The following is a 19,562-nucleotide window of genomic DNA, read 5'->3' as shown; positions in this document are numbered from 1 at the left end:
GTTAACGCTGTTTGAGGAAATAACATGGAAAACGGTAAGCCTACAGAAATTACAGCAGGTTCGGGACAAGTGCTTGGCGCTAACTTTGATGGCGAGGGCGTGAATTTTGCCCTGTTCTCGGCCTGTGCCGAGCGGGTTGAGCTGTGTTTATATGACGAGAGCGGTGAAAATGAGATCGCGCGTTTCGATTTGCCAGAATACACCCACGAAGTATGGCACGGCTATATTCCCGGCTTACAGCCTGGCGCGCTGTATGGTTATCGCGTGCACGGCCCGTATGAGCCGGAAAACGGTCACCGCTTTAATCCCAACAAACTGTTGCTTGATCCCTACGCACGCGAGCTGGCGGGCGAACTGCATTGGGATGAATCGCACTTTGCCTACGATTTGCTGCACGAAGATAAAGATTTAAGCTTCGATACTCGCGACAGCGCGCCATTCACGCCGAAATGTCGCGTCATCGATCCTAACGAGTTTGACTGGCAGGATGCCAATCGCCCGAATATTCCGTGGTCGAAAACGGTGATTTATGAGGCGCACGTGAAAGGCTTCAGCCAGCTCAATCCGGCGGTGCCTGCTGAAATGCGCGGCACTTATGATGGTTTGAGCAATCAGGCTTCGATCGACTACATCAAAAGCCTCGGCGTCACCACCGTTGAGCTGCTGCCGGTGCACGGTTTTCCAGACGATCAGCATCTACTGGATCGCGGCCTGAAAAACTTCTGGGGCTATAACACGCTGGCCTTCTTCGCGCCGGCAACGCGCTACTTTGGTCCGCGCGGCATTCAGGGTTTCCGCGATATGGTGCGCGCTTTCCACGATGCCGGGATCGAGGTGATTTTGGATGTGGTGTACAACCACACGGCCGAAGGCAATGAGCTGGGCCCAACCTTGTCGTTTAAAGGCATCGACAACTACTCCTATTACCGCACGCTGCCAGATCAGCATCGCTACTACATCAATGACACCGGCACCGGCAACACGGTAAATACCTCACATCCTCGCGTACTGCAGATGATCCTCGATTCGCTGCGCTACTGGGCTGAATCCATGCACGTGGACGGTTTCCGTTTCGATCTCGGTACCGTGCTAGGACGTGAACCGGAAGGCTTTGATCAGCGTGGCGGCTTCTTCGATGCCATCATGCAGGATCCGGTGCTCTCCAAACTGAAGCTGATTGGCGAGCCGTGGGATATCGGCCCGGGCGGCTATCAGGTGGGCGGCTTCCCGCCGGGTTGGGCGGAATGGAACGACAAGTATCGTGATACGGTACGTGAATACTGGAAAGGTGACATGGTCACCAATGATTTTGCGGCACGCCTGCTCGGTTCCGGCGATCTCTACGATCAGCGCGGCCGTCGGCCCTGGGCCAGCATCAACTTCCTCACCGCCCATGATGGCTTCACCCTGAACGATTTGGTTTCGTACAACGAGAAGCACAACGAAGCCAATGGTGAAGATAATAATGATGGCCACAACGAGAACCGTTCGTATAACTACGGCGCTGAAGGCCCAACCGACGATGAAGGTATCAACGCGGTGCGCGAGCGGCAGAAGCGCAACTTCCTCGCCACCCTGCTGTTCTCGCACGGTACGCCAATGCTATTGGCGGGTGATGAATTTGGCCGCAGCCAACTCGGCAACAACAATGGCTATTGTCAGGACAGTGAAATCTCCTGGCTGCATTGGGAGAATTTGCCGCCCTCAGCCGATGCACTGCGCGATTTTACCCGCCAGGTACTGGCGTTGAGAGCCGCGCAGCCGCTGCTGCGCCGCGAAAGCTGGCGCGATGGCATGGATATCAAATGGTTCAACGCCGGTGGCGGATTCCAGCAGGCCGACCAATGGGATGATGGCACCACGCTCGGCGTGTATCTTGGCCGCCCTGACCTGCAGCCGGAAGATGGCATCTGGCATGACGTGCTGATGCTGTTTAATCCGTACGAAGGCAACGTACCGTTCCGCATCCCGCAGTTCGGTGAAGGCGGTTGGGTGCTGGAACTCTCTACCTCCGACGGCGTGGAAAAGGGGTTGGTGATTACCAAAGAGAAGGATTTCGAGCTGGAAGGCCGAAGTATGGCGCTATTCCGTAGGCCTTGATCATCCCTTGCTGAATGCGCAATAAATTGCGCCGCTACAGAATGAGCACACGTATCCGTAGCGGCGCGATTTATCGCGCTCGGTTGTTATTCTCGCCAACGCTCGCTTTCCGCAACGATTTTTGCGCCCGCTGATAAAAATAAATTAACTAAATTCCCTCATCTGCCGATGGTTATTAATCTGCCCTGTTCTCTGCGCGCCGTTCGCAGGGAGGCTTTTAGATTAAGGATAATAAGATGAACATCTCCCAACGCCTGTTCCTGACCTTTTCCATGCTGTTCGCCGCCATCATTCTGCAAGCCGTGCTCGCCATCAGTTTGCTTTCCGGCTTTCAGGATCGTTTTGAATATGTGCAAGCCAATGCGATTCCCTCGATCAAAGATCTCGGTAAGCTGATCGACGGAAGTAATCGTCTGGCGCTGACGCTGTATAAACATAAAAGCCAAACCGATGACAACAAAATGCCGGCGGTTGAAGAGGAGATCGCTAAGCAGCTGGCTGAGTTGAAATCGCTTACCGATTACTACATGGCACACGATATCTCCAGCGATGAAGATAAGCGTTTAACCGAACTCGCTTACGACAATATTCAGCGGGTGAGCGCCGCGCTCCCGGCCTTTCTGACAGCTTCCCGCGCCCATCAAAATGACCTTAGCCTGGCGTTGATTGAAGAGCAAAACGGCATCGGCGGCGCGATTCGTCAATTGATTGCGGATTACCAAAAGCAGCTGGCGCTGAATATTGCCATCGGCGATGAACTGCGCGCCACCAACCGTAGCACCTTCCATTCGGTACTCTGGACCACCATCACTGGCGTCATTGCCACCGTGGTGATTTTTGGCTTGCTGTCGCTATTCACCGTGTTGCGTATCCGTCGTAGCTTGTCCGCTGCCGGCAAGGTGATGATGGCCGCCAGCGAAAACCTCGATCTGACCCTGAAAGCAGACGAAAGCCGTCGCGATGAAGTCGGGAATATGGCGCATTCGTTCAATATCCTGATGGAGCGTGTGTCAGGCGCCCTGTCGTCTGTGCGTCAGGCTTCACAATCGGTCAGCAGCGCCTCCGTGCAGATCTCCGCCGGCAACGAGGATCTCTCTTCACGTACCGAGCAGCAAGCCGCCTCGCTGGAGCAAACCGCCGCGAGCATGACCGAGCTGAGTGAAACCGTGCGTCAAACAGCTGATAACACCCATCAAGCCAGCCAGCTTGCCGCTAACGCCAGCGGACTGTCGGAAAAAAGCAGCGCATCGCTCACCACCATGCTTTCGACCATGGACAATATTCGCGGCAGCTCGCGCAAGGTAACGGAAATCGTCTCAATCATTGAAGGCATCGCCTTCCAGACCAATATTCTGGCGCTGAACGCCGCAGTAGAAGCCGCGCGTGCCGGTGAGCATGGGAAAGGGTTTGCGGTGGTGGCAGGTGAAGTGCGCAGTTTATCGCAACGATCAACCACCGCCGCGCGTGAGATTAAGACGCTAATCGAAGAGTCGCACCGTCTGACCGAAGCGGGTGCTGAGCAGGCGAGCGATGTCGGCCGCAACATGAGCGTGATGAACGATGCCATCCATCAGGTGAGTCAGCTGGTGGAAGAGATCGCCGCGGCCGCCGTCGAGCAGAGTCAGGGCATTGTGCAGGTGCAGCAAGCGGTAAATCAGATGGATGACGTCACGCAGCAGAACGCCGCGCTGGTGGAGCAGGCCTCTGCCGCTTCGCAGTCATTGCAGGAGCAAGCCGGGAATCTTAATCAGCTGGTGGGTAAGTTCCACGTTGCAGAGGCTGCAGAGGTTCAGCGGCCCGCAGCGGTGGCGCGCACGCCGTCACCGGTGAAATCCTCGCGCGTTGCGCTGGTGAATGACGCGGATTGGCAGAGTTTTTAATGCGCTGCCCTCCACAATGCTGTTGTGGAGGGCATTTTATACCGTTAGCGCTTTACGCTTGATCAAGTAAGACAGCTAACTGCTGTAAAGCACTTTGCAGTTGATATCCCGCCTGAATACGCTCCTCTTCATTGGCTTGCTCAACGCTGTCACAGGCACGCAGGATAAAATCTGCGTGAATACGCTGTGCCGAGGCACGAATTTGCGCATTGAGCTCAAGTAACGATTTGCCATCTCTTTTTGCCAGCAGTTGGTTCAGCTCTTCCTGATAATCGGCATTACTGCGTTTGAGTTGCCCGATGATCTGCGTGTTAAGTTGACTATCGTTGCCGGTTATTTCAGCCAGATGGAAGGTCGGCACGGCATCAGAGGGTTGAGCGAACACCTCAAGTAGCGCGCGCCGCACGTCGTCCAGCGTACAGGGTTTGAATAAGCAGCCATTCATCCCGGCCTGTAAACAGCGATCGCGTGCTTCATTCATGGCATCAGCCGTAAAACCGATAATCGGTAGCGCGGCCAGTTGCTGAGCTTGCTCCAAATCACGAATGGCGCGGGTCAGTTGATAACCATCCATGCTCGGCATATTGCAGTCGGTAATGACCAGATCCCAGCGTTGGTGATTAATCAACGCCAGCGCCGCCAGCCCGTCTGCCGCTTCTGTCACCTGATGCCCTAAATGGCTTAACTGTTTATTCATCAGCAGGCGGTTGGCAACGTTGTCATCCACCATCAGAATGCGCATTTCACTGAGGTTTTTGCTGATCGGCATAGCAACCTCAGCGGCGGGTAATTGACTGGCCACCGGCAGTAAAATCGTTGCGGTTACGCGCGTGCCCTGCGACGGCTGGCTCTCAAGCGTAATGTCGCCATTCATCATGCGGCAGAATGACTGGCTAATATAGAGTCCCAGCCCGGTGCCGGTTCGACGGTTATCCGCCTGTTCAAAAGGCTGAAACAGCTGGGATTGCTGCTCCAGAGGGATACCAATACCACTGTCACTGACGCGCAGCGTAATTTCGGCCTGTTGCGTCATCTGGTTTAACTGCTGCTCAACTTCCAGTAGCACGCCACCGCTGTCGGTAAATTTAATCGCATTACTTAACAGATTGGCCATCACCTGCTTAATACGCAGCGCATCGATCTCCACATTCTCAACCGCATGAGACGGAACGTGCAGTGACAAAGATATCTGTTTTTGTAACGCCAACCCTTTAAAGGTATTCACTACGCTCTGCGCGATATCCACAATATTGCCGGGTTTTGGCATTAACTCCACGCGCCCATTTTCGATGCGCGAGATGTCGAGAATATCACCGATCAACTCGACTAATCCCTCTGCGGAATCTGACGCCACTTCCAGTGCCTGCATATCCAGCTCGCCAGTTTTGCCTTTACGAATAGCAATATCGAGCATGCCAATAATCGCATTCATTGGGGTACGAATTTCATGGCTCATGGTGGATAAGAAGGTAGATTTAGCCCGGCTGGCCTCTTCGGCCTGCTCTTTAGCGATGCGCAGCGCTTCCGTCATCTGCATGCGTTCGGTGATATCCATCCACCCGCCTAATACGCCAGCCATTTGCCCGGAGGCATCCTGATAAGGCAAAAACCAGGAGTAAAAGGCCATGAACTTCTTTTTCCCGGTGTTGGGGTTTACATCAAAGGTTTCATCGACAAAATAGGGCTGGTTATTTTTCATCACATCCATAAAAATTTGGTGGATGCGAACTGCATGCTCCTGTCGATGAAAAGGCGCTTCTTCCAGAATGGTTTTGCCCAGCGCCTGCGATCTTTCCAGACCCACGATATCAAGATAGTGGCGGTTACAGTCGATCAGGCGTCCCTGAACATCGCGGGTAAACATCGGGAACGGCATACCATCCAGCAGATGACGCATTTTTTGGTTTTGATCATCCAGAGCCTGTTGCGCTTGCTCTTTCAGTATCGTCTGGCGACGCAGATAAAAGGCCCAAATGGCGGAAATCAGTACTAACGCTAACGCAGCACTTAATGAGCCGATAATGACGGTGCTATAGCGATACCAGAAGCTGTCCTCCACCACCATGTTATGAGGTCGCCAGCGGTTACCGATAAGATCTAATTCATCCGGGGGATAAGAGAGTAAAACTTTATCAATAATATTTTGTAGCATCGGTTCATTTGCAGAGACCGCAAAAGCAATAAAAGCAGGGTTATCGCCGACCGTATTAACGATTTTAAATGCGTCGTTGTAGATGCTGACTAATTGATATTCGGTATTAACCATCGTATTGACTACCGCATCCACCTTGCCCTTATCCAGCAGCTTCATCACGTGATTAGCATCAGTGGCATGAACTATTTTGATGGTGGGATATTGCTGCGCGATCATCGGTTCTACTGCGGTGCCGGCAATAATGCCTAAACGCTTACCTTGTAAATCCGCTACTGACAGAGTCTGTCGATCTTTTTTAGGCACCACTAATACAAAGGCATTACGTAAATATCCGCGGGTAAAACGCAGTTTTTCCAGCCGACTGGCGCTCGGCGTTAAAGCCACCAGCATGTCCGCTTTATTTTCAGTGACCTGTTCAATCATCGATTCGACATTATCGCCACGAATAAAACGGAAATTCAAGCCGGTGGTGAGCGCCACCATTGACAGCACATCCGGCCCCACGCCTCTTACATTACCGTTATTATCAATAAACGAGACGGGTGCATAATTTTTCAGCGTTAATACATCTAATTGCGGGTGTTTTTTAATCCACAATAGCTCTTCGCTATTGAGTGGAATGGGCTGACCTTCCTGCAATAGTCCCGATCGCCCAGGCAACCAGAATTGTAAAATCTTGCGAGAGAATTCGGCTGGCAGTGCATTTAGCGCCTGATTAAAAATAGTCAGCAAGGTTGCGTTGTTAGTATTTACCGCAAAGCTGATTTTCGTTTCAGGTGTGCTAGCGTACTGAGTGATGCGCAAATTATTTAGAAAATTACGACTGACTGGATAGGCATCGCCGAAATAGACTTCAGCGCGACCAAAAGTCACCGCACTGATTGCATCCTGGTAATTATCATAGATTTGCAGTTTCGCCAGCGGATAATAACGCTTAAAGGTTGCTTCAGGCATAAAACCGCGCGCCATTGCCACGGTACGATCGGTAAGATAATACCCCGGCTGCTGATTTTGCCTGGAGGGTACGGCAATAATTGATTGTACGCCGGTGTAAGGCTGAGTCAGTTGACTATCCTGCGGCGCTCCCCACGACGTTACGGTAGGAATGAGATCAATTTTATTATCTTTTAACGCTTGCCACAGTGCCTGCTCACTCTCAAAGCGGGTAACCTCAACCGAAACGCCCAACATAGCGGTAATTTGATTAAGATATTCAGCAGAAATTCCCTGCAATTCGTTACGACTGCTGCGAAAGGTGAATGGCGGCCAGTCACGTGAAAAAACGCCAACTTTTAATACCGGATGGTGCTTAACCCACTGTTCACCTTCAGGAGATAACGTTAGCGGGATAGTGGCATCGACTGCATCGTTGACACGACTGAGCAGGATCATTTGTTCGGTTGCAGCCATAACCTGAGTTAATCCATAACTTAGGATAAATACGCTGAGACATAACTGTAATCTGACCCGACGCCAAAATCTCATAATGCTCCTTTCACGTTAAAACCCTCTTTTATACCTGCCCAGCATCATCACATCAGACGGATCTTTGCTAAATAGCGTGTCAATACAGCTTTGTCGCAGGAGATAATTTCCCGACCAACTCAACCAAATTTCTTGCCTGGGTCTTTTGTAACACACGCGCTTTATAGGTGCTGACCGTTTTACAGCTCAGCCCCATCATTTGCGCGATTTCACTGTTACTTAATCCACGCAGCAGGAATTGCAATACTTTATGCTCTTGCGCCGAGAGTTTCTCTTCCAGCGAGTGCGGTGAATTGCTGGCACTTAATTCCACCACATCGCTGCAGGTTTGCAATGGAAAAAAAGCGTAACCGTCCTGAACAGCATCGATGGCGCGCGGCAGATCCTGGGGAAGATTATCTTCGCCAATCAGTGCTGCCGCGCCACAGCGACGAAAAGCCTCCGTTGATTGTTGCTCGGGCTGCGCGGCAATCAGGATAGTTTTTCCTGCATATTGACGTTTATTGAGCAGTTCCAGTACCTCAATGGCCGAAATAGCGGGTAATTCCGTGCTCATTATTACTGTATCCGCCACAACGGTTTCTACCAATTGCAAGGCTTCATAACCATTAGTTGCACTCCCTAATACCCGCATATTTTGCGTGAGTAATACAGACTGAATGACTCTTCGTCTTTGCTCGAGCGTTTCGACAATGATTACGTTATTCATAATGATCAGTTGAATAAATCATCGCGATATTTGAACAGCTCAATATCGCTTTTGATACCCAGCTTACGCATGCCGGATTGTTTATGGCCGCTGATGGTCTTGCGACTGCGCTTTATTTTGGCGGAGATTTGCAAAATCGTCATGCCATCGAGGAAGCATCGCAAAATTTCAGATTCACGCGGAGTAAGCAATTGCACATTACGGAATACATCTTCACGACTTTCCGCTGCTTCACCTTCAACGCCCTCTTCGCCCTTATTTATTGGGGCAGATGGCGCTTTTACCGGCATGGCCAGCAGCTCATGTTTAATATTTTCCGGGCGGTAAATCTGGCCGTTAGCAACATGACGAATAGCATGAAAATACTCTTCCATGGTCGCGCGTTTACTCACGTAGCCACGAATACCGATGTTATAAGCCGTGCGGATCACCGCCAGGCTCTCAACTGAGGAGGAGAGCAAAATCTTCATCGACGGATAATGATTTAAAATCTGACGAATCAGCGATAATCCATCTAACTCTTCATCGCCCAAAATATAATCGAGGATCAACACATCAGGCCGATCGGTACGTAAGTAACGCATTAACTCGTTGCTCAGGCCGAAACAGCCGCTGAGCACGAAATCTTTTTCGTCCGTAATCACCATCTGCAGCGAACTGCGGATAATGGGATGATCATCCAGTAGAACGATAGATATTTTTTTGTTATCAGATAACCAACTCATCTTTAATGACCTCAGTAAATAATCTCTTTGTGTGACTGATATCCAGTGAAATCAGCGTAAGTTGCCACTCAGCCATGGAATGAGCTGGCCTGCGCTGGCGTAGCCGCGGAAGGTGGCACTGTAACTGTCGAAGCGATTGGTCACTTCGGCCACGCGGTTGTTGTAGTAATCAGATTCTGCAGATAACACGTCAAGCAAAGTCCTTTTCCCCAGGTGGTACCACTGGTCAAAGAACGCCAAGCGAATACGATCGGACTCAACCGTCAAATTACGGTAAAGATCAGCACGCTGCAGCATGGAGCGCGCGTCTTGGTCGGCGTTACGTATACGATAGTCAAGATCGCGCTTTTGTTCTGCAATTTGTTCGCGCTGCGCTTCAGCACGTTGCAGTGCAGCCTGCTCTGCTGCAGTGCCTGAACCGCCACGGAAAACGCCCCAGGTAACATTGACACCGGTCTGCCAGGCTTGCTGACGACCAAATTGATCCTCAGCGGTATTTTTACTCACCACCCAATTCACTTTTGGCATATTGCTGGAACGCACCGCCTTAGCCTCAGCAATGGCGGCTTCAGTCTGCGCCTGCGCCTGGCGGAGCACCGGATGCTGATCAACGTTCGCCAGCAAGCGTTCCATTGAGGACAACGCAAGATTCCACTGCGCGGTGCGCGGTAAAGGCACCTCGGTATTACCAATCAATTTATACAGCGTAATTTCCGTTTCACGCGCTTTGGCCAGCGCGTTGTCCAGCGAAGACTGCGCCTGAAGCTCGCGCCCCCTTGCCTGGGTTAATTCACTGCGGCGGCCTGGGTCCGAACCAACAATACCGCTCAGCATTTTCACCAGCTCTTTCATGCGCGCAACGTATTGTTGGCTCAATTCGATGATTAACCGCTGCTTACTCAGTTCGACTAATGCGCCACTCACCTGCCAGGCGAGATCTTCAGCAGAAGCATTCACCGCGCTACTGGCTGCGTTGGCGGTCTTTTTACGACTATCAATAGTATGGCCGGTTTGACCGAAATCGTAGAGCGTGGTGGCCATATTCATGCTGACTGCCGGTACATTGCTCTGCTTACTCTTTTCGCCACCGCCAAACTGAACAGAACGTGAACTGGTGCTCAAATCAACCTGAGGCCAGCGTTGCCCTTTAGCTTCATCGACATTCGCCTCTGCTGCCTGCACGCTAAACTGCGCACTACGCAACTGCGGGCTGGTCTGCAATGCAATTTGCGTGGCGCGATAAAATATGGCGCGGAGCGCATTTTCATCCGGGCCAGCCCCTTTGTGATGGCTGTTAAGCGCTGCAGCTGAAGGTAACGCGTTTAAACGGTTTAGCTGCTTAGCCTCCTGATTTGAGGCTGCAACAGGCTCCTCGGGTACTGCAGTGAACGGATTAAAGTTAACGTTTTGCTGTTGGTTAAGTTCCGCCGCTGCGCGTTGTTGCGCCGCAGAACTTACCGCTGGCCCCACATTTTCTTTCACGTCGACAACCGGTTTTGCCACAACATTCGTTACTGGCGCAGCTGCGATGGTTGTCGAAGCCTGGCCAGAAAACAGTGGACGAACGGGCGCATTGCCCGGCTTTGCTTCCGCTTTTGGCAAGGCTTGAGCGCGCGGAGCGCTGACGGCTGGCTCTGACTCCCAAATCAATACCGGTTGACGCACACCCACAGCGGGAGCCGTCACGGTTGTTTTTTTAGTTAACGACTGCGTTGAAGCCGCCAGCGTTGTCGCGGGTGTTGCCACCGGCGTGCGCACCACCGGCGTGGGTAGCGAGACACTCACCGGTGCGCGGGCACGGCTATTTGACTCGGTTACTGCGGTGGCGGCACCACTGCTATTGCTATCGCGGAAGACGCTCGCCGGACGCGCGGACGTCACTGGCGCTGTCTTTTTGGGCTGCTGCGCCGCAGAGATAAACTGCAATAACTCATCGTCTTCAATACTTGCATCGGCGGTGGACATCCAAAACTGTGATGCAATTAGTACTGCTAACAAGCCAACCTGGGTTCTAAACTGCAAAGAAGTATTGTTCATTAGTATTAACGCTCACGAAACGCTTCACGGGCTTTCATTACCGGTTTCAGCAAGTAATCAAGAATGGTTTTTTCGCCGGTACGAATCTCAACGGTGGCGATCATGCCGGGAATAATGGGCAGCTCTTTACCGCCTGCGGTCAGCGAGCTGTGATCGGTGAGAATCATCACGCGATAGTAGGTATCGTCCGGGCGCCCAGCCGCGGCTTTCTGATCGTCCTTGAGGGTGTCAGGGCTGATGAACTCGACCTTGCCGGTCAATCCGCCATAAATGGCGTAGTCATAGGCGGTGATCTTCACCATCGCTGGCAAACCGGGACGCAGGAAGGCGACATCAGAAGGACGGATTTTGCCTTCCACCAGCAGCTGATCTTCCAATGGGACGATCTCCATGATGTGCTCGCCCGGCTGGATAACGCCGCCGATGGTGTTAACACGCACATTCTTCACCGTGCCACGTACCGGAGCGCTGATGCTGGTGCGCTCCAGCACGTCAGAGCGGCCAATCAGGTTTTCAGAGGTTTGCGACAGCTCCAGCTCCAGCTTGATCAATTCGGAGTTGGCATCCGCCTGGAAACGGTTCTTACGTTCAACAACCTGCGACAGCAGATCGTTAGCGGAACGACGCATGCGCAACAGTTCAACTTCCGACAGCAATCCGCGCTTAGCCAGCGGCTCAGCCAGCGAGACTTCGCGCATTGATAAGGCATAGCTGCGTTGTAAAGACTCGACGCTTTCATCCAGCGCTTTTTTGCGCGAGTTATAGGCACGTGTTTCCTGCTGGACGACTGCAGGATCAGACATCACCTGCTCGTCGAACTTCAGTGGCATTTGATAGGCTTCAGCACGTAAACGGGTGATGGTCGCCTTAAGGCCAATCACTTTATTTAGCACTTCGCGATAGCTGGACTGTGCACGTGTTGGGTCGATTTTCAGCAGAATTTGCCCCTGCTCAACCACATCCCCTTCACGCACGTTCATCTCAGCCAAAATCCCGCCTTCGAGGCTCTGGATCACCTGCTCACGGCTTTTCGAAATAATGGTGGCGTCGCCGCGCGTAATCTCTTCCACGCGTGCCAGGCTAGCCCAGATAAGCGCCGAGCTAAAAATAATCAGGATCATCCACAGCACCAGGCGCGAGCCAGGCGTGCTTTGTGACATCAACGATTCCTGGATGTCGTTCATAAAGTGGGCATCGGCAGCAGAAACAAATTTCTTTTGCTTACCAAAGCCTAAACGTGGCCATTTCATACAGTTTTCTCCTGCGCTGATGCCTCGGGATTAACCGACTCATTAGCGGAAGTTTGTGGTGTGGCAATCGGCTTTTTCTGCACTGATACCGGTGCCTGAGCCGCCTCACCGCGCAGGGTTGCCAGAATGTTGGCTTTTGGACCGTCTGCGGCAACCCTGCCGTTTTCGACGATGATGATGCGATCGACCAGCGCCAGCAGCGATGGACGATGCGTCACCACCACCAGCGTTTGGTCGGCAGTCGCCTTCTTCAGATGCTCAAGGAAAATAGCCTCGGTCTGGTTGTCCATCGCGCTGGTCGGTTCGTCCAGCAGCAGCACCTTAGGACGCAGCAGCAGCGTACGTGCCAGGGAAACCAATTGACGCTGCCCGCCTGACAAGGCATTACCGTGTTCACCCACCGGCAGGTTGATACCTGCAGGATGGCGTGCGGCGATTTGATCGAGACCGGTGAGGCGCAAAACGCGCAGCAACTCATTGGAAGTGGCATCCGGCTGGCCGATCATCACGTTTTCACGCAGCGTGCCGTAGAACAGACGCGCATCCTGGCCGACAAAGCCCACCGCACGGCGCCAGTCGGCTGGGTCGATCTGGTTGACATCCAGTCCGCCCGCAAAAACCTGCCCTTTCACCGGTTGATACAGGCGCGCCATAATGCGCAGCAGCGTCGATTTACCGCTGCCGATACGTCCGAGGATGGCTACACGTTCGCCCGCTTTAATGGTGACCGAGATACCGGTGAGAATTTCCGGGTTCGGGCGCATTGGCGGTGCGGGATAAGAGAAAGCGATGTTTTTCAGTTCGACGTCGCCATTCAACTCTGGCTGTGGCAGATAGACCTGCTCAGGATCGCGATCGGTCGGCATTTCCATCAGCTTGTTGAGTGAATCCAGCGCTGCTTTTGCCTGCTGATAACGTACCGCCAGTCCCATCACCTGACCCAGCGGCGCGGTGGCGCGACCAGAGAGCATCACGGTCGCAATCAGCGCACCCATGGTCAGCGTGCCGTCGGAGATCAGATAGACACCAATCACGATTAACAGCACGGTTTGGAATTGCTGCAGGAAGGTCACCGCGCCCATTGCGCCAGTCGAGATACGCTTGGATTTCATGCCGCTCTCGGCCTGCATGGCGCTGAAGTTCTGCCAGCGACGCTGCATGTGCGCTTCGCCTGCGACGGCTTTCAGGGTTTCCATGCCCTCAATGGATTCAATCAACACGCCCTGCTTCAACGAGGCTTCCTGCAGGTTGCTACGCATGATCTTTTTCAGCGGCCACTGGATAATCACGCTGACCAAAATGATGGTCGGAATCATCATCAAGGGTACCCAGCCCAGCGGTCCGCCAATCATGAAGATGACGGCGACAAACAGCAGGACAAACGGCAGGTCAGAGATGGCGGCCAGCGTGGCAGAGGAGACGAAATCACGCACCGATTCGAATTCACGCAGCTGGTTAGCAAACAGTCCTGAAGATGACGGCTTGTTTTCCATCCGCACCGCCAGTGCCTGGCGGAATAACACGCTGCCGAGTATCAGGTCAGCTTTTTTACCGGCAACGTCGAGCAGATGCGCACGCACATAGCGGGTAATCGCTTCAAATACCATGGCCACAACCACACCAATCGCCAGCGACCACAGCGTGACAAACGCCTGGTTAGGAATGACGCGGTCATAAACGTTCATGGTGAAGAAGATGCTTGCCAAAGCCAGCACGTTGACTAGCACGGCGGCTAACGCGGCGCTGCGATAATAACGGCGATAAATCCATAAGGTGCTGAACAGCCAGTGCTTCTGGTTCTGCGGCAGATCATCGGCAACCTGCGGATCAACTTTGGCGACCGGTTTCACCAGAATGGCATAACCGGAGTACCATTCGTTTAACTCTTCGTGAGTGATTTCAACCGGCGAAGGGCTGACTTCCGGCATGATGAGCTGATAGTAAAGCGTCATCTTGTCTTCGTCGTTTTTACGACGCTCACGACCTAACAACAGACTGCCGCCCGCTCCTTTGCGCACCAGAATAATCGGCATAACCTGCTCAGGTAATTCCCAAGCCTGGCGCTCAACCAAACCGCCGGCCATGTTGGCATTTTCCAGTGCTTTGAGTGCCAATGACGGCGTCAGCAAGGTGCCTTTTGGCAGGCCAGCCATCAGCGCGTCATCGCTTTTCCCCATACCATAGTGGTGGCAAATCCATGAAAGGCTTTGCAAAAGTGTGTCGTCTATGCGGGTTTGTATCCGCGCATTGGCCTGCAGTTCAGATTCTTGTTGCTCAGTCAGCGAGTTCGCGTCCATTTCAGCATCTCAGTCGTTGTATCGAAGGTGGCAATTCTTTGTGCAGGAAAATTCCTGCGATTTGAGAAAATTCTGACAGACGGCGCTTATGGGGCATACAAGCCGGGTCTTGGATGAAGGGAAGAAGTGCATAATTACGGCAAAAAAAAATCCTTATTCCAATGAAAGGAGCTTCATCAAAATAAGGATGTATTAACAATAACTTGTGTTAATTAAAAGCAGGTAGCTACGCGCTCACACTGCAAGGGTATAACATCAGGAAGCATCAAAAACACCACTTTTGCAGGGGACAACGGCTGAAGCTCGGGAAAGCATATGAATACTTTCGTGTAAGCCAACAGATTCCAATTCAACCTGCTGTTTTTGTTTGATAAGCGAACGACCATTATATGAGGCATCAACGCGTAGAAAAATTGTTTCGCCCGCTTTGAATTGGTACTCCTGCGTCGGCGCCTCTTTACCTAAATAGTGCGGCGCCTCTTTGAACCACGAACCAATAAAGTGCCGTCCTGGCGTCAGGCAAAAAACGTTATAACTATTGGGCAGCAGCGCGGCATGAAACTCACCGTCGACATACAGATTGGCGACCCCATCGCCGACGCGGTCGTCCTTGCGGTAATAGACCACTCTCACCTGGTTGGCGCCCGGCTTACCGTCAGCAAGGCGGTCTGCAGACGTCGTCGGGGATGGCGGCGTCGGCGAAATCGCCTGCACGTATGCCGATGCAAAACACGCCAGCAGCGCAAAAATGATCTGTTTTTTCATTAGATACAGCGGGTGACAACTTGCCACCCGCGCTCCCGGTTAGTCGTTATATTGAGCCATCAGGTCAGCCAACATCGCGTCGGTGCTGAGGGCGGCCGCCGTTGGTGTGTATTCAATCCCCATCAGTGCCAGATCCTCCTGCTCTTGCCACAGCGTGATGCCGCCTTGTGGATGGATCAGCATCTGCAGCGCAGATTCATCGAATGTCGCCAGGGTTTGATCAGGGGATTCAACAAACAGCAGCTCCGTGGCGCTATCCAGCAGCAGATCGCTAAGGCCAAACGCGAAATCGCTGGCCACTTGCACCGGCTCAACCGCCACAATCAGGTCAAGATTAAGTACCGGTTCATTTTCGATTATCGGCAGCACGCTGAAGGAGGGTGCATCGATAATCGGTAGTCCGCTCTCGACAATGACGGGTTCGACCATGACCGGTGCAACGGCAATAATCAGATGCAGGTTTTGCCCTGCCATCTCACGCACGCCATCGCTACCGGTGGTGTAGAAGCTGAAGTCGTAGCTGCCATTGTCCAGGGGTTGATGCAGTTCGATGTACCAGTGACCGCTTTGGTCTACCACACTGCTGCCGAGAATCTCGCCATGCTGGTTCACCAATTCAATCAGGCTACCGGGTGCGGCTTGCCCCTTAAAGCTCGGGCGATCGTCATGAGAAATACCCGATTCCGGCAACGCACCTTGCTGTGCGTTAACCGCCTCAACGCTAAAGTGCACGATAGGATTCGCCGTGACGGCCTTCTCCGCTTCCTCCAGCGCCGGTAACTCTTCTGCGGTCAGAATCAGCTGCTCGAAGACCGTTTTGGGCATTTCGTTGTCAACCTGATGGCTGACCAGCACCTCTTCCTGCACCGTTTGCTGGCTTTGCGGTTCGCTCAGCGCCACATCTTCAACCACTGGCATGAAAATCTCATTGTGCTGCTCGTCACCTTTACGGGTTTCGCTCGCGGGCTGCTGCGGCTCTACCGGCGTGACCGGCGTTGGCCACTGGCCGATAAACTCCCCGCCCGGTGTGGCATAAGCCACGTTCGCCATCACCAATTCATAGCTACTTTCACGTCCTACTGCAGCCATGCTGCCCAGCGCCAGCAGTGACGCGCAGGCAGCGCCGTGCACCACTAAACCGTGCAGACTGGTGATGCCGTTAGCCTGGTTAAGCGACTGCATCAGTTGACCGCCTTCAGACCAGGCGTGGTTACGGACGTCGAGTGTCGACCACTCGGTTGATTTGAATTTCTCCGGGCGATCCCCGGCAAAAATGTGTGGCAGAAAACGACCGGACAGCCATGCTGCAGGTGCTGTCCCGGCCTGAGTAGATGAATGAATGTTCATGCTGGTTGTCCTTATTGCGCAAAATTGCGTAATCAATCTATCGGGTTGGTTTTCCATGTCGGGCCAGCCCCTGCTGACCCAATCTTTCAGACAATTCTGGTGTTTTAACGCGAATGTCACCATAAGCCAGGTCTTGGAAGCGGGCCTGGGCTCAATTACCCGTCGCTGCTTAGTTGACTTGCAGAATCAGCATGTTTTGCTGCGGGTGCATCGCCTGATCAAACACGATGGTGTTGGGCGCAATCGCGGCATCAATCAGCGCCTGGCGAATCTGCGCCTCACGCTGCGGACGGCCGCTGGCGACTTCAGCACCAAACACCACGCGCAGCTGATTGATCCAGTTGTGATTGCGACGAATTTGTACCGCCAGATCGGAAATGGCTTCGCGTCCCTGCTGAGAAAGTGTGGTGTTGTCGGTAAACAGCGAGGTGTTAGGCAGCAGATAATCAATCATCGGTTGGGCGCGGGCGTAATCGAAGGCGCAAGGAATGACAGAGGTGGCGCGCGAGAGTAAATGAGCCTGGCGGCGCGTATGCTGCACCTCTTTTTCACCTGGCAACACGCGCACCGGTTCAGGCGGTTGGTCCAGCAGGGCTTGCTCATCGACGCGCAGGAAGTAGGTGCGACCTGGCTTCATGGTGGTCAGGAACAGCGCGCGCTCCTCACCGGCTGCGGGTAAAAATCGACTTAAGCGCACGCCAAGGCTATGAATACCCGGCGGCACGCAAAAGGAGGTATACCCGCCGGGCAACAGGCTGGTGTGCATTTTGCCATCGATATACACCGTGGCCCCGCCGTTCGCGGTGATCTCGGCTAACGGGCGATAAAAGATCACCTGGCTTAACTGCTGGGTAACCGGCTGATGTTTGGAATAGGGCTCGCCAAACTTACTGGACTCAATGGTTGAGGCCGAGGCGGCTGGCAGGCAAGGTGCCAGCAGCATGAAGCAGAAGATGTGACGCTTTACCGCAGACATGGTTAAAATTTCCTGGGGCGCTGTGAAAAAAAAAGCGGCGTAAACGCCGCTGTGCTCAGCAATGAAAATAACCGCAGAGTAAAAGCTCCAGACCTAATGCCTCAAGCGATAGGCAGCGATGAAACATCAGGCTCCCGGTGAGGTTGAAGCTGCTCTATTCGGTTATTGATTGCTATCCAAAGGTCGGCGCTTAATAAACTAAGAGATGGCTTGCCGATTAATTATCGTGTGACTATCTCGACCGCTAAATAAAATCTGCGCATCATTACGCAGAGAGAATGACAAAGTTAAACCCTTACTTCGCGGTGACGATGCTGGTCGCCAGCTGCGTTTTAATTCGGAAGCAAACGTCGCGAATGGCAAATTGATATTTCGGCATGGCCAGATCGTTAACGTCCATGCCGATATTGTTTTTCACTTCGAGGTATTTCTTCAGCTGCCCTGCGGTGCGATTAAACTCGGCGCTGAACTGCTGATGCTTAGTGGCGCTGTACATCTGTAGCGCATCCAGCTCCTTGCGGCACTGCATCATGCGTGAGGCGTAATCCTGGGTCTGCCCTTCCGCCGTGCTAACGCGTGCCGGCTGCGCTGCTGGCGCGGGCATCACCACGCTCGGCGTGGCGGATTTATCGGTAGCAGGCGTTTTAGACGCAGGTTTATTGGTGGCAGCGCAACCCGAGAGAATAAATAATGCGGTTACCGCAGGAATCAATTTTTTCATTACATTACCGTTAAATAGATTTAAGAAGAAAATAGGGTTTCCCGGCAGGGAAAATTCATAACCTGAATATGGCGTGATGATAAGAATATTCTTGTGCTGCGGCTACAAGACGCATCTCGGTTTATTTTTTTGCTTTACATGGTGAATAACAGGCAAAAAAAAGGCGGCCCTCAGGCCGCCTCGCGTTGATGTTACTGCTTACTGGTCTACAGCAACACGGACCACCACGCGGCGGTTCGGTGCTTTACACTCGATCTGCGCCTGGCGGTTGCCGCTACAGTCGTTCACTACCGGCTCGTTGCTGCCGGCGCTGCGTGCAATCAGCGCGTTGCCCGGCAGGCCGCCGTCCATCAGCATTTCGCGGATGGTGGTGGCACGCTTGAGACCCAGCGCCATGTTGCCCGCGCGGCTGCCGATGTCATCGGTGTGACCGATAACTTCAATGCGGTCGAGCTTGACGTCGTCCTGGTGCAGCTGTTTGATCAGCGCACCCACCGCGCTACGACCAGCGCCGGTGATGTCCGACAGTCCGGATTTACCGAAGCGGAACAAGATGTCGCCGGCCAGGGTGTAATCCTTGTGGGTCATCGGCTGGTACTGGCATGCTTCCACCGCAGAAGCGCGTGACAGCACGTGCTGCTGCTGACGCAGATTGAGTAGCTTACGCTCGGCTTCGCTGCGGGTTTGCACCAGCGGGCGACCGTTGAGCGCATCATCGACCTGCACGAAGTAGGTTTTACCGCCTTCGAAGTCCATGCGATAACCCGGCTGCGCTTTGCCTTTGTACAGCGGTGCATCTTTTACGTAGGCGCCGAGGGTGTGGCTGCCCGGCGCGACGCAGAAGGTGCTGTAACCGCCCGCCAGCAGCGAGGTTTGGAACTCGCCGTCAACGTAAACGTGGGCCGCGCCGTGCTGATCCTGCTGCGCGGTGCGGTAGTAAACCACCTGCGCCTGGGTGTTAAACACTTCAGCCGCGGTTTGATACGGGTTACCAAATTTTTGCTCGTCGCTGGCCGCGCTCGCCTGTAGCGCGAAGAGTCCGCTGCTGGCCAGGCACAGCGCCAGCAGAGAAGATTTAAATACAGTCATGACAGTTCTCCAGAGGTGCCCCGCAG

General features: G+C 53.3%; 13 protein-coding genes. 2 read left to right on the top strand and 11 right to left on the bottom strand.

Annotated features, from left to right (window positions below; all coding sequences use genetic code 11):
* The first annotated feature begins 24 nt into the window (after positions 1–24).
* Complete coding sequence (gene glgX / locus AC790_RS22640; RefSeq protein ID WP_049853297.1) at positions 25–2,100, top strand: glycogen debranching protein GlgX; 2,076 nt, start codon at positions 25–27, stop codon at positions 2,098–2,100.
* A 236-nt stretch (positions 2,101–2,336) separates the two neighbouring features.
* Positions 2,337–3,980, top strand: a complete 1,644-nt coding sequence (locus AC790_RS22635) for a methyl-accepting chemotaxis protein (RefSeq protein ID WP_049853296.1) — start codon at positions 2,337–2,339, stop codon at positions 3,978–3,980.
* A 52-nt stretch (positions 3,981–4,032) separates the two neighbouring features.
* Here the strand turns inward: AC790_RS22635 and AC790_RS22630 are convergent, their stop codons facing one another.
* The 11 genes from AC790_RS22630 to AC790_RS22580 all read right to left on the bottom strand — a co-directional run bounded on the left by AC790_RS22630 (position 4,033) and on the right by AC790_RS22580 (position 19,536).
* A complete protein-coding gene (locus AC790_RS22630) occupies positions 4,033–7,545 on the bottom strand; it encodes a transporter substrate-binding domain-containing protein (protein WP_049853295.1) in 3,513 nt (1,170 codons plus the stop codon).
* 154 nt (positions 7,546–7,699) lie between these two features.
* The gene (locus AC790_RS22625; RefSeq protein WP_072093474.1) at positions 7,700–8,329 is read right to left on the bottom strand and encodes a LuxR C-terminal-related transcriptional regulator; all 630 of its coding nucleotides are present in this window, start codon (positions 8,327–8,329) and stop codon (positions 7,700–7,702) included.
* 5 nt (positions 8,330–8,334) lie between these two features.
* Entirely contained in the window at positions 8,335–9,054 is a 720-nt protein-coding gene (locus AC790_RS22620) for a response regulator transcription factor (RefSeq protein WP_049853294.1), read from the bottom strand.
* 51 nt (positions 9,055–9,105) lie between these two features.
* On the bottom strand, positions 9,106–11,019 hold the full coding sequence (locus AC790_RS22615) for a TolC family protein (protein ID WP_235440766.1): 1,914 nt from the start codon (positions 11,017–11,019) through the stop codon (positions 9,106–9,108).
* 77 nt (positions 11,020–11,096) lie between these two features.
* Positions 11,097–12,341, bottom strand: a complete 1,245-nt coding sequence (locus AC790_RS22610; RefSeq protein ID WP_007892524.1) for an HlyD family type I secretion periplasmic adaptor subunit — start codon at positions 12,339–12,341, stop codon at positions 11,097–11,099.
* On the bottom strand, positions 12,338–14,638 hold the full coding sequence (locus AC790_RS22605; protein ID WP_049853292.1) for a type I secretion system permease/ATPase: 2,301 nt from the start codon (positions 14,636–14,638) through the stop codon (positions 12,338–12,340). Before AC790_RS22605 ends, AC790_RS22610 begins: the two co-directional genes overlap by 4 nt.
* 255 nt (positions 14,639–14,893) lie before the next feature.
* Positions 14,894–15,403 (bottom strand): hypothetical protein, encoded by a 510-nt coding sequence (locus tag AC790_RS22600; protein ID WP_049853291.1) that lies wholly within the window; start codon positions 15,401–15,403, stop codon positions 14,894–14,896.
* Positions 15,404–15,442: 39 nt separating this feature from the next.
* On the bottom strand, positions 15,443–16,750 hold the full coding sequence (locus AC790_RS22595; RefSeq protein WP_049853290.1) for a hypothetical protein: 1,308 nt from the start codon (positions 16,748–16,750) through the stop codon (positions 15,443–15,445).
* Positions 16,751–16,919: 169 nt separating this feature from the next.
* Positions 16,920–17,726, bottom strand: coding sequence for a hypothetical protein (locus AC790_RS22590; RefSeq protein ID WP_007892514.1), 807 nt, complete (start codon positions 17,724–17,726; stop codon positions 16,920–16,922).
* A 295-nt stretch (positions 17,727–18,021) separates the two neighbouring features.
* Entirely contained in the window at positions 18,022–18,447 is a 426-nt protein-coding gene (locus tag AC790_RS24850) for a hypothetical protein (RefSeq protein WP_152929154.1), read from the bottom strand.
* A 198-nt stretch (positions 18,448–18,645) separates the two neighbouring features.
* The gene (locus AC790_RS22580) at positions 18,646–19,536 is read right to left on the bottom strand and encodes an OmpA family protein (protein WP_007892511.1); all 891 of its coding nucleotides are present in this window, start codon (positions 19,534–19,536) and stop codon (positions 18,646–18,648) included.
* Positions 19,537–19,562: the final 26 nt, after the last annotated feature.

Source organism: Pantoea sp. RIT-PI-b (assembly GCF_001187905.1).
Lineage (GTDB): Bacteria > Pseudomonadota > Gammaproteobacteria > Enterobacterales > Enterobacteriaceae > Pantoea > Pantoea nemavictus.
This window is presented reverse-complemented; position numbering and strand designations above follow the sequence as displayed.

What these genes read in the sequence shown, in the direction of transcription:
- AC790_RS22580 (WP_007892511.1), bottom strand. Translation starts at nt 19,536, where the DNA reads ATGACTGTATTTAAATCTTCTCTGCTGGCGCTGTGCCTGGCCAGCAGC.
- AC790_RS22615 (WP_235440766.1), bottom strand. Translation starts at nt 11,019, where the DNA reads ATGTCCACCGCCGATGCAAGTATTGAAGACGATGAGTTATTGCAGTTT.
- AC790_RS22635 (WP_049853296.1), top strand. Translation starts at nt 2,337, where the DNA reads ATGAACATCTCCCAACGCCTGTTCCTGACCTTTTCCATGCTGTTCGCC.
- AC790_RS22595 (WP_049853290.1), bottom strand. Translation starts at nt 16,750, where the DNA reads ATGAACATTCATTCATCTACTCAGGCCGGGACAGCACCTGCAGCATGG.
- AC790_RS22620 (WP_049853294.1), bottom strand. Translation starts at nt 9,054, where the DNA reads ATGAGTTGGTTATCTGATAACAAAAAAATATCTATCGTTCTACTGGAT.
- AC790_RS22630 (WP_049853295.1), bottom strand. Translation starts at nt 7,545, where the DNA reads ATGGCTGCAACCGAACAAATGATCCTGCTCAGTCGTGTCAACGATGCA.
- AC790_RS22605 (WP_049853292.1), bottom strand. Translation starts at nt 14,638, where the DNA reads ATGGACGCGAACTCGCTGACTGAGCAACAAGAATCTGAACTGCAGGCC.
- AC790_RS22590 (WP_007892514.1), bottom strand. Translation starts at nt 17,726, where the DNA reads ATGTCTGCGGTAAAGCGTCACATCTTCTGCTTCATGCTGCTGGCACCT.
- AC790_RS22600 (WP_049853291.1), bottom strand. Translation starts at nt 15,403, where the DNA reads ATGAAAAAACAGATCATTTTTGCGCTGCTGGCGTGTTTTGCATCGGCA.
- glgX (WP_049853297.1), top strand. Translation starts at nt 25, where the DNA reads ATGGAAAACGGTAAGCCTACAGAAATTACAGCAGGTTCGGGACAAGTG.
- AC790_RS22610 (WP_007892524.1), bottom strand. Translation starts at nt 12,341, where the DNA reads ATGAAATGGCCACGTTTAGGCTTTGGTAAGCAAAAGAAATTTGTTTCT.
- AC790_RS22625 (WP_072093474.1), bottom strand. Translation starts at nt 8,329, where the DNA reads ATGAATAACGTAATCATTGTCGAAACGCTCGAGCAAAGACGAAGAGTC.
- AC790_RS24850 (WP_152929154.1), bottom strand. Translation starts at nt 18,447, where the DNA reads ATGAAAAAATTGATTCCTGCGGTAACCGCATTATTTATTCTCTCGGGT.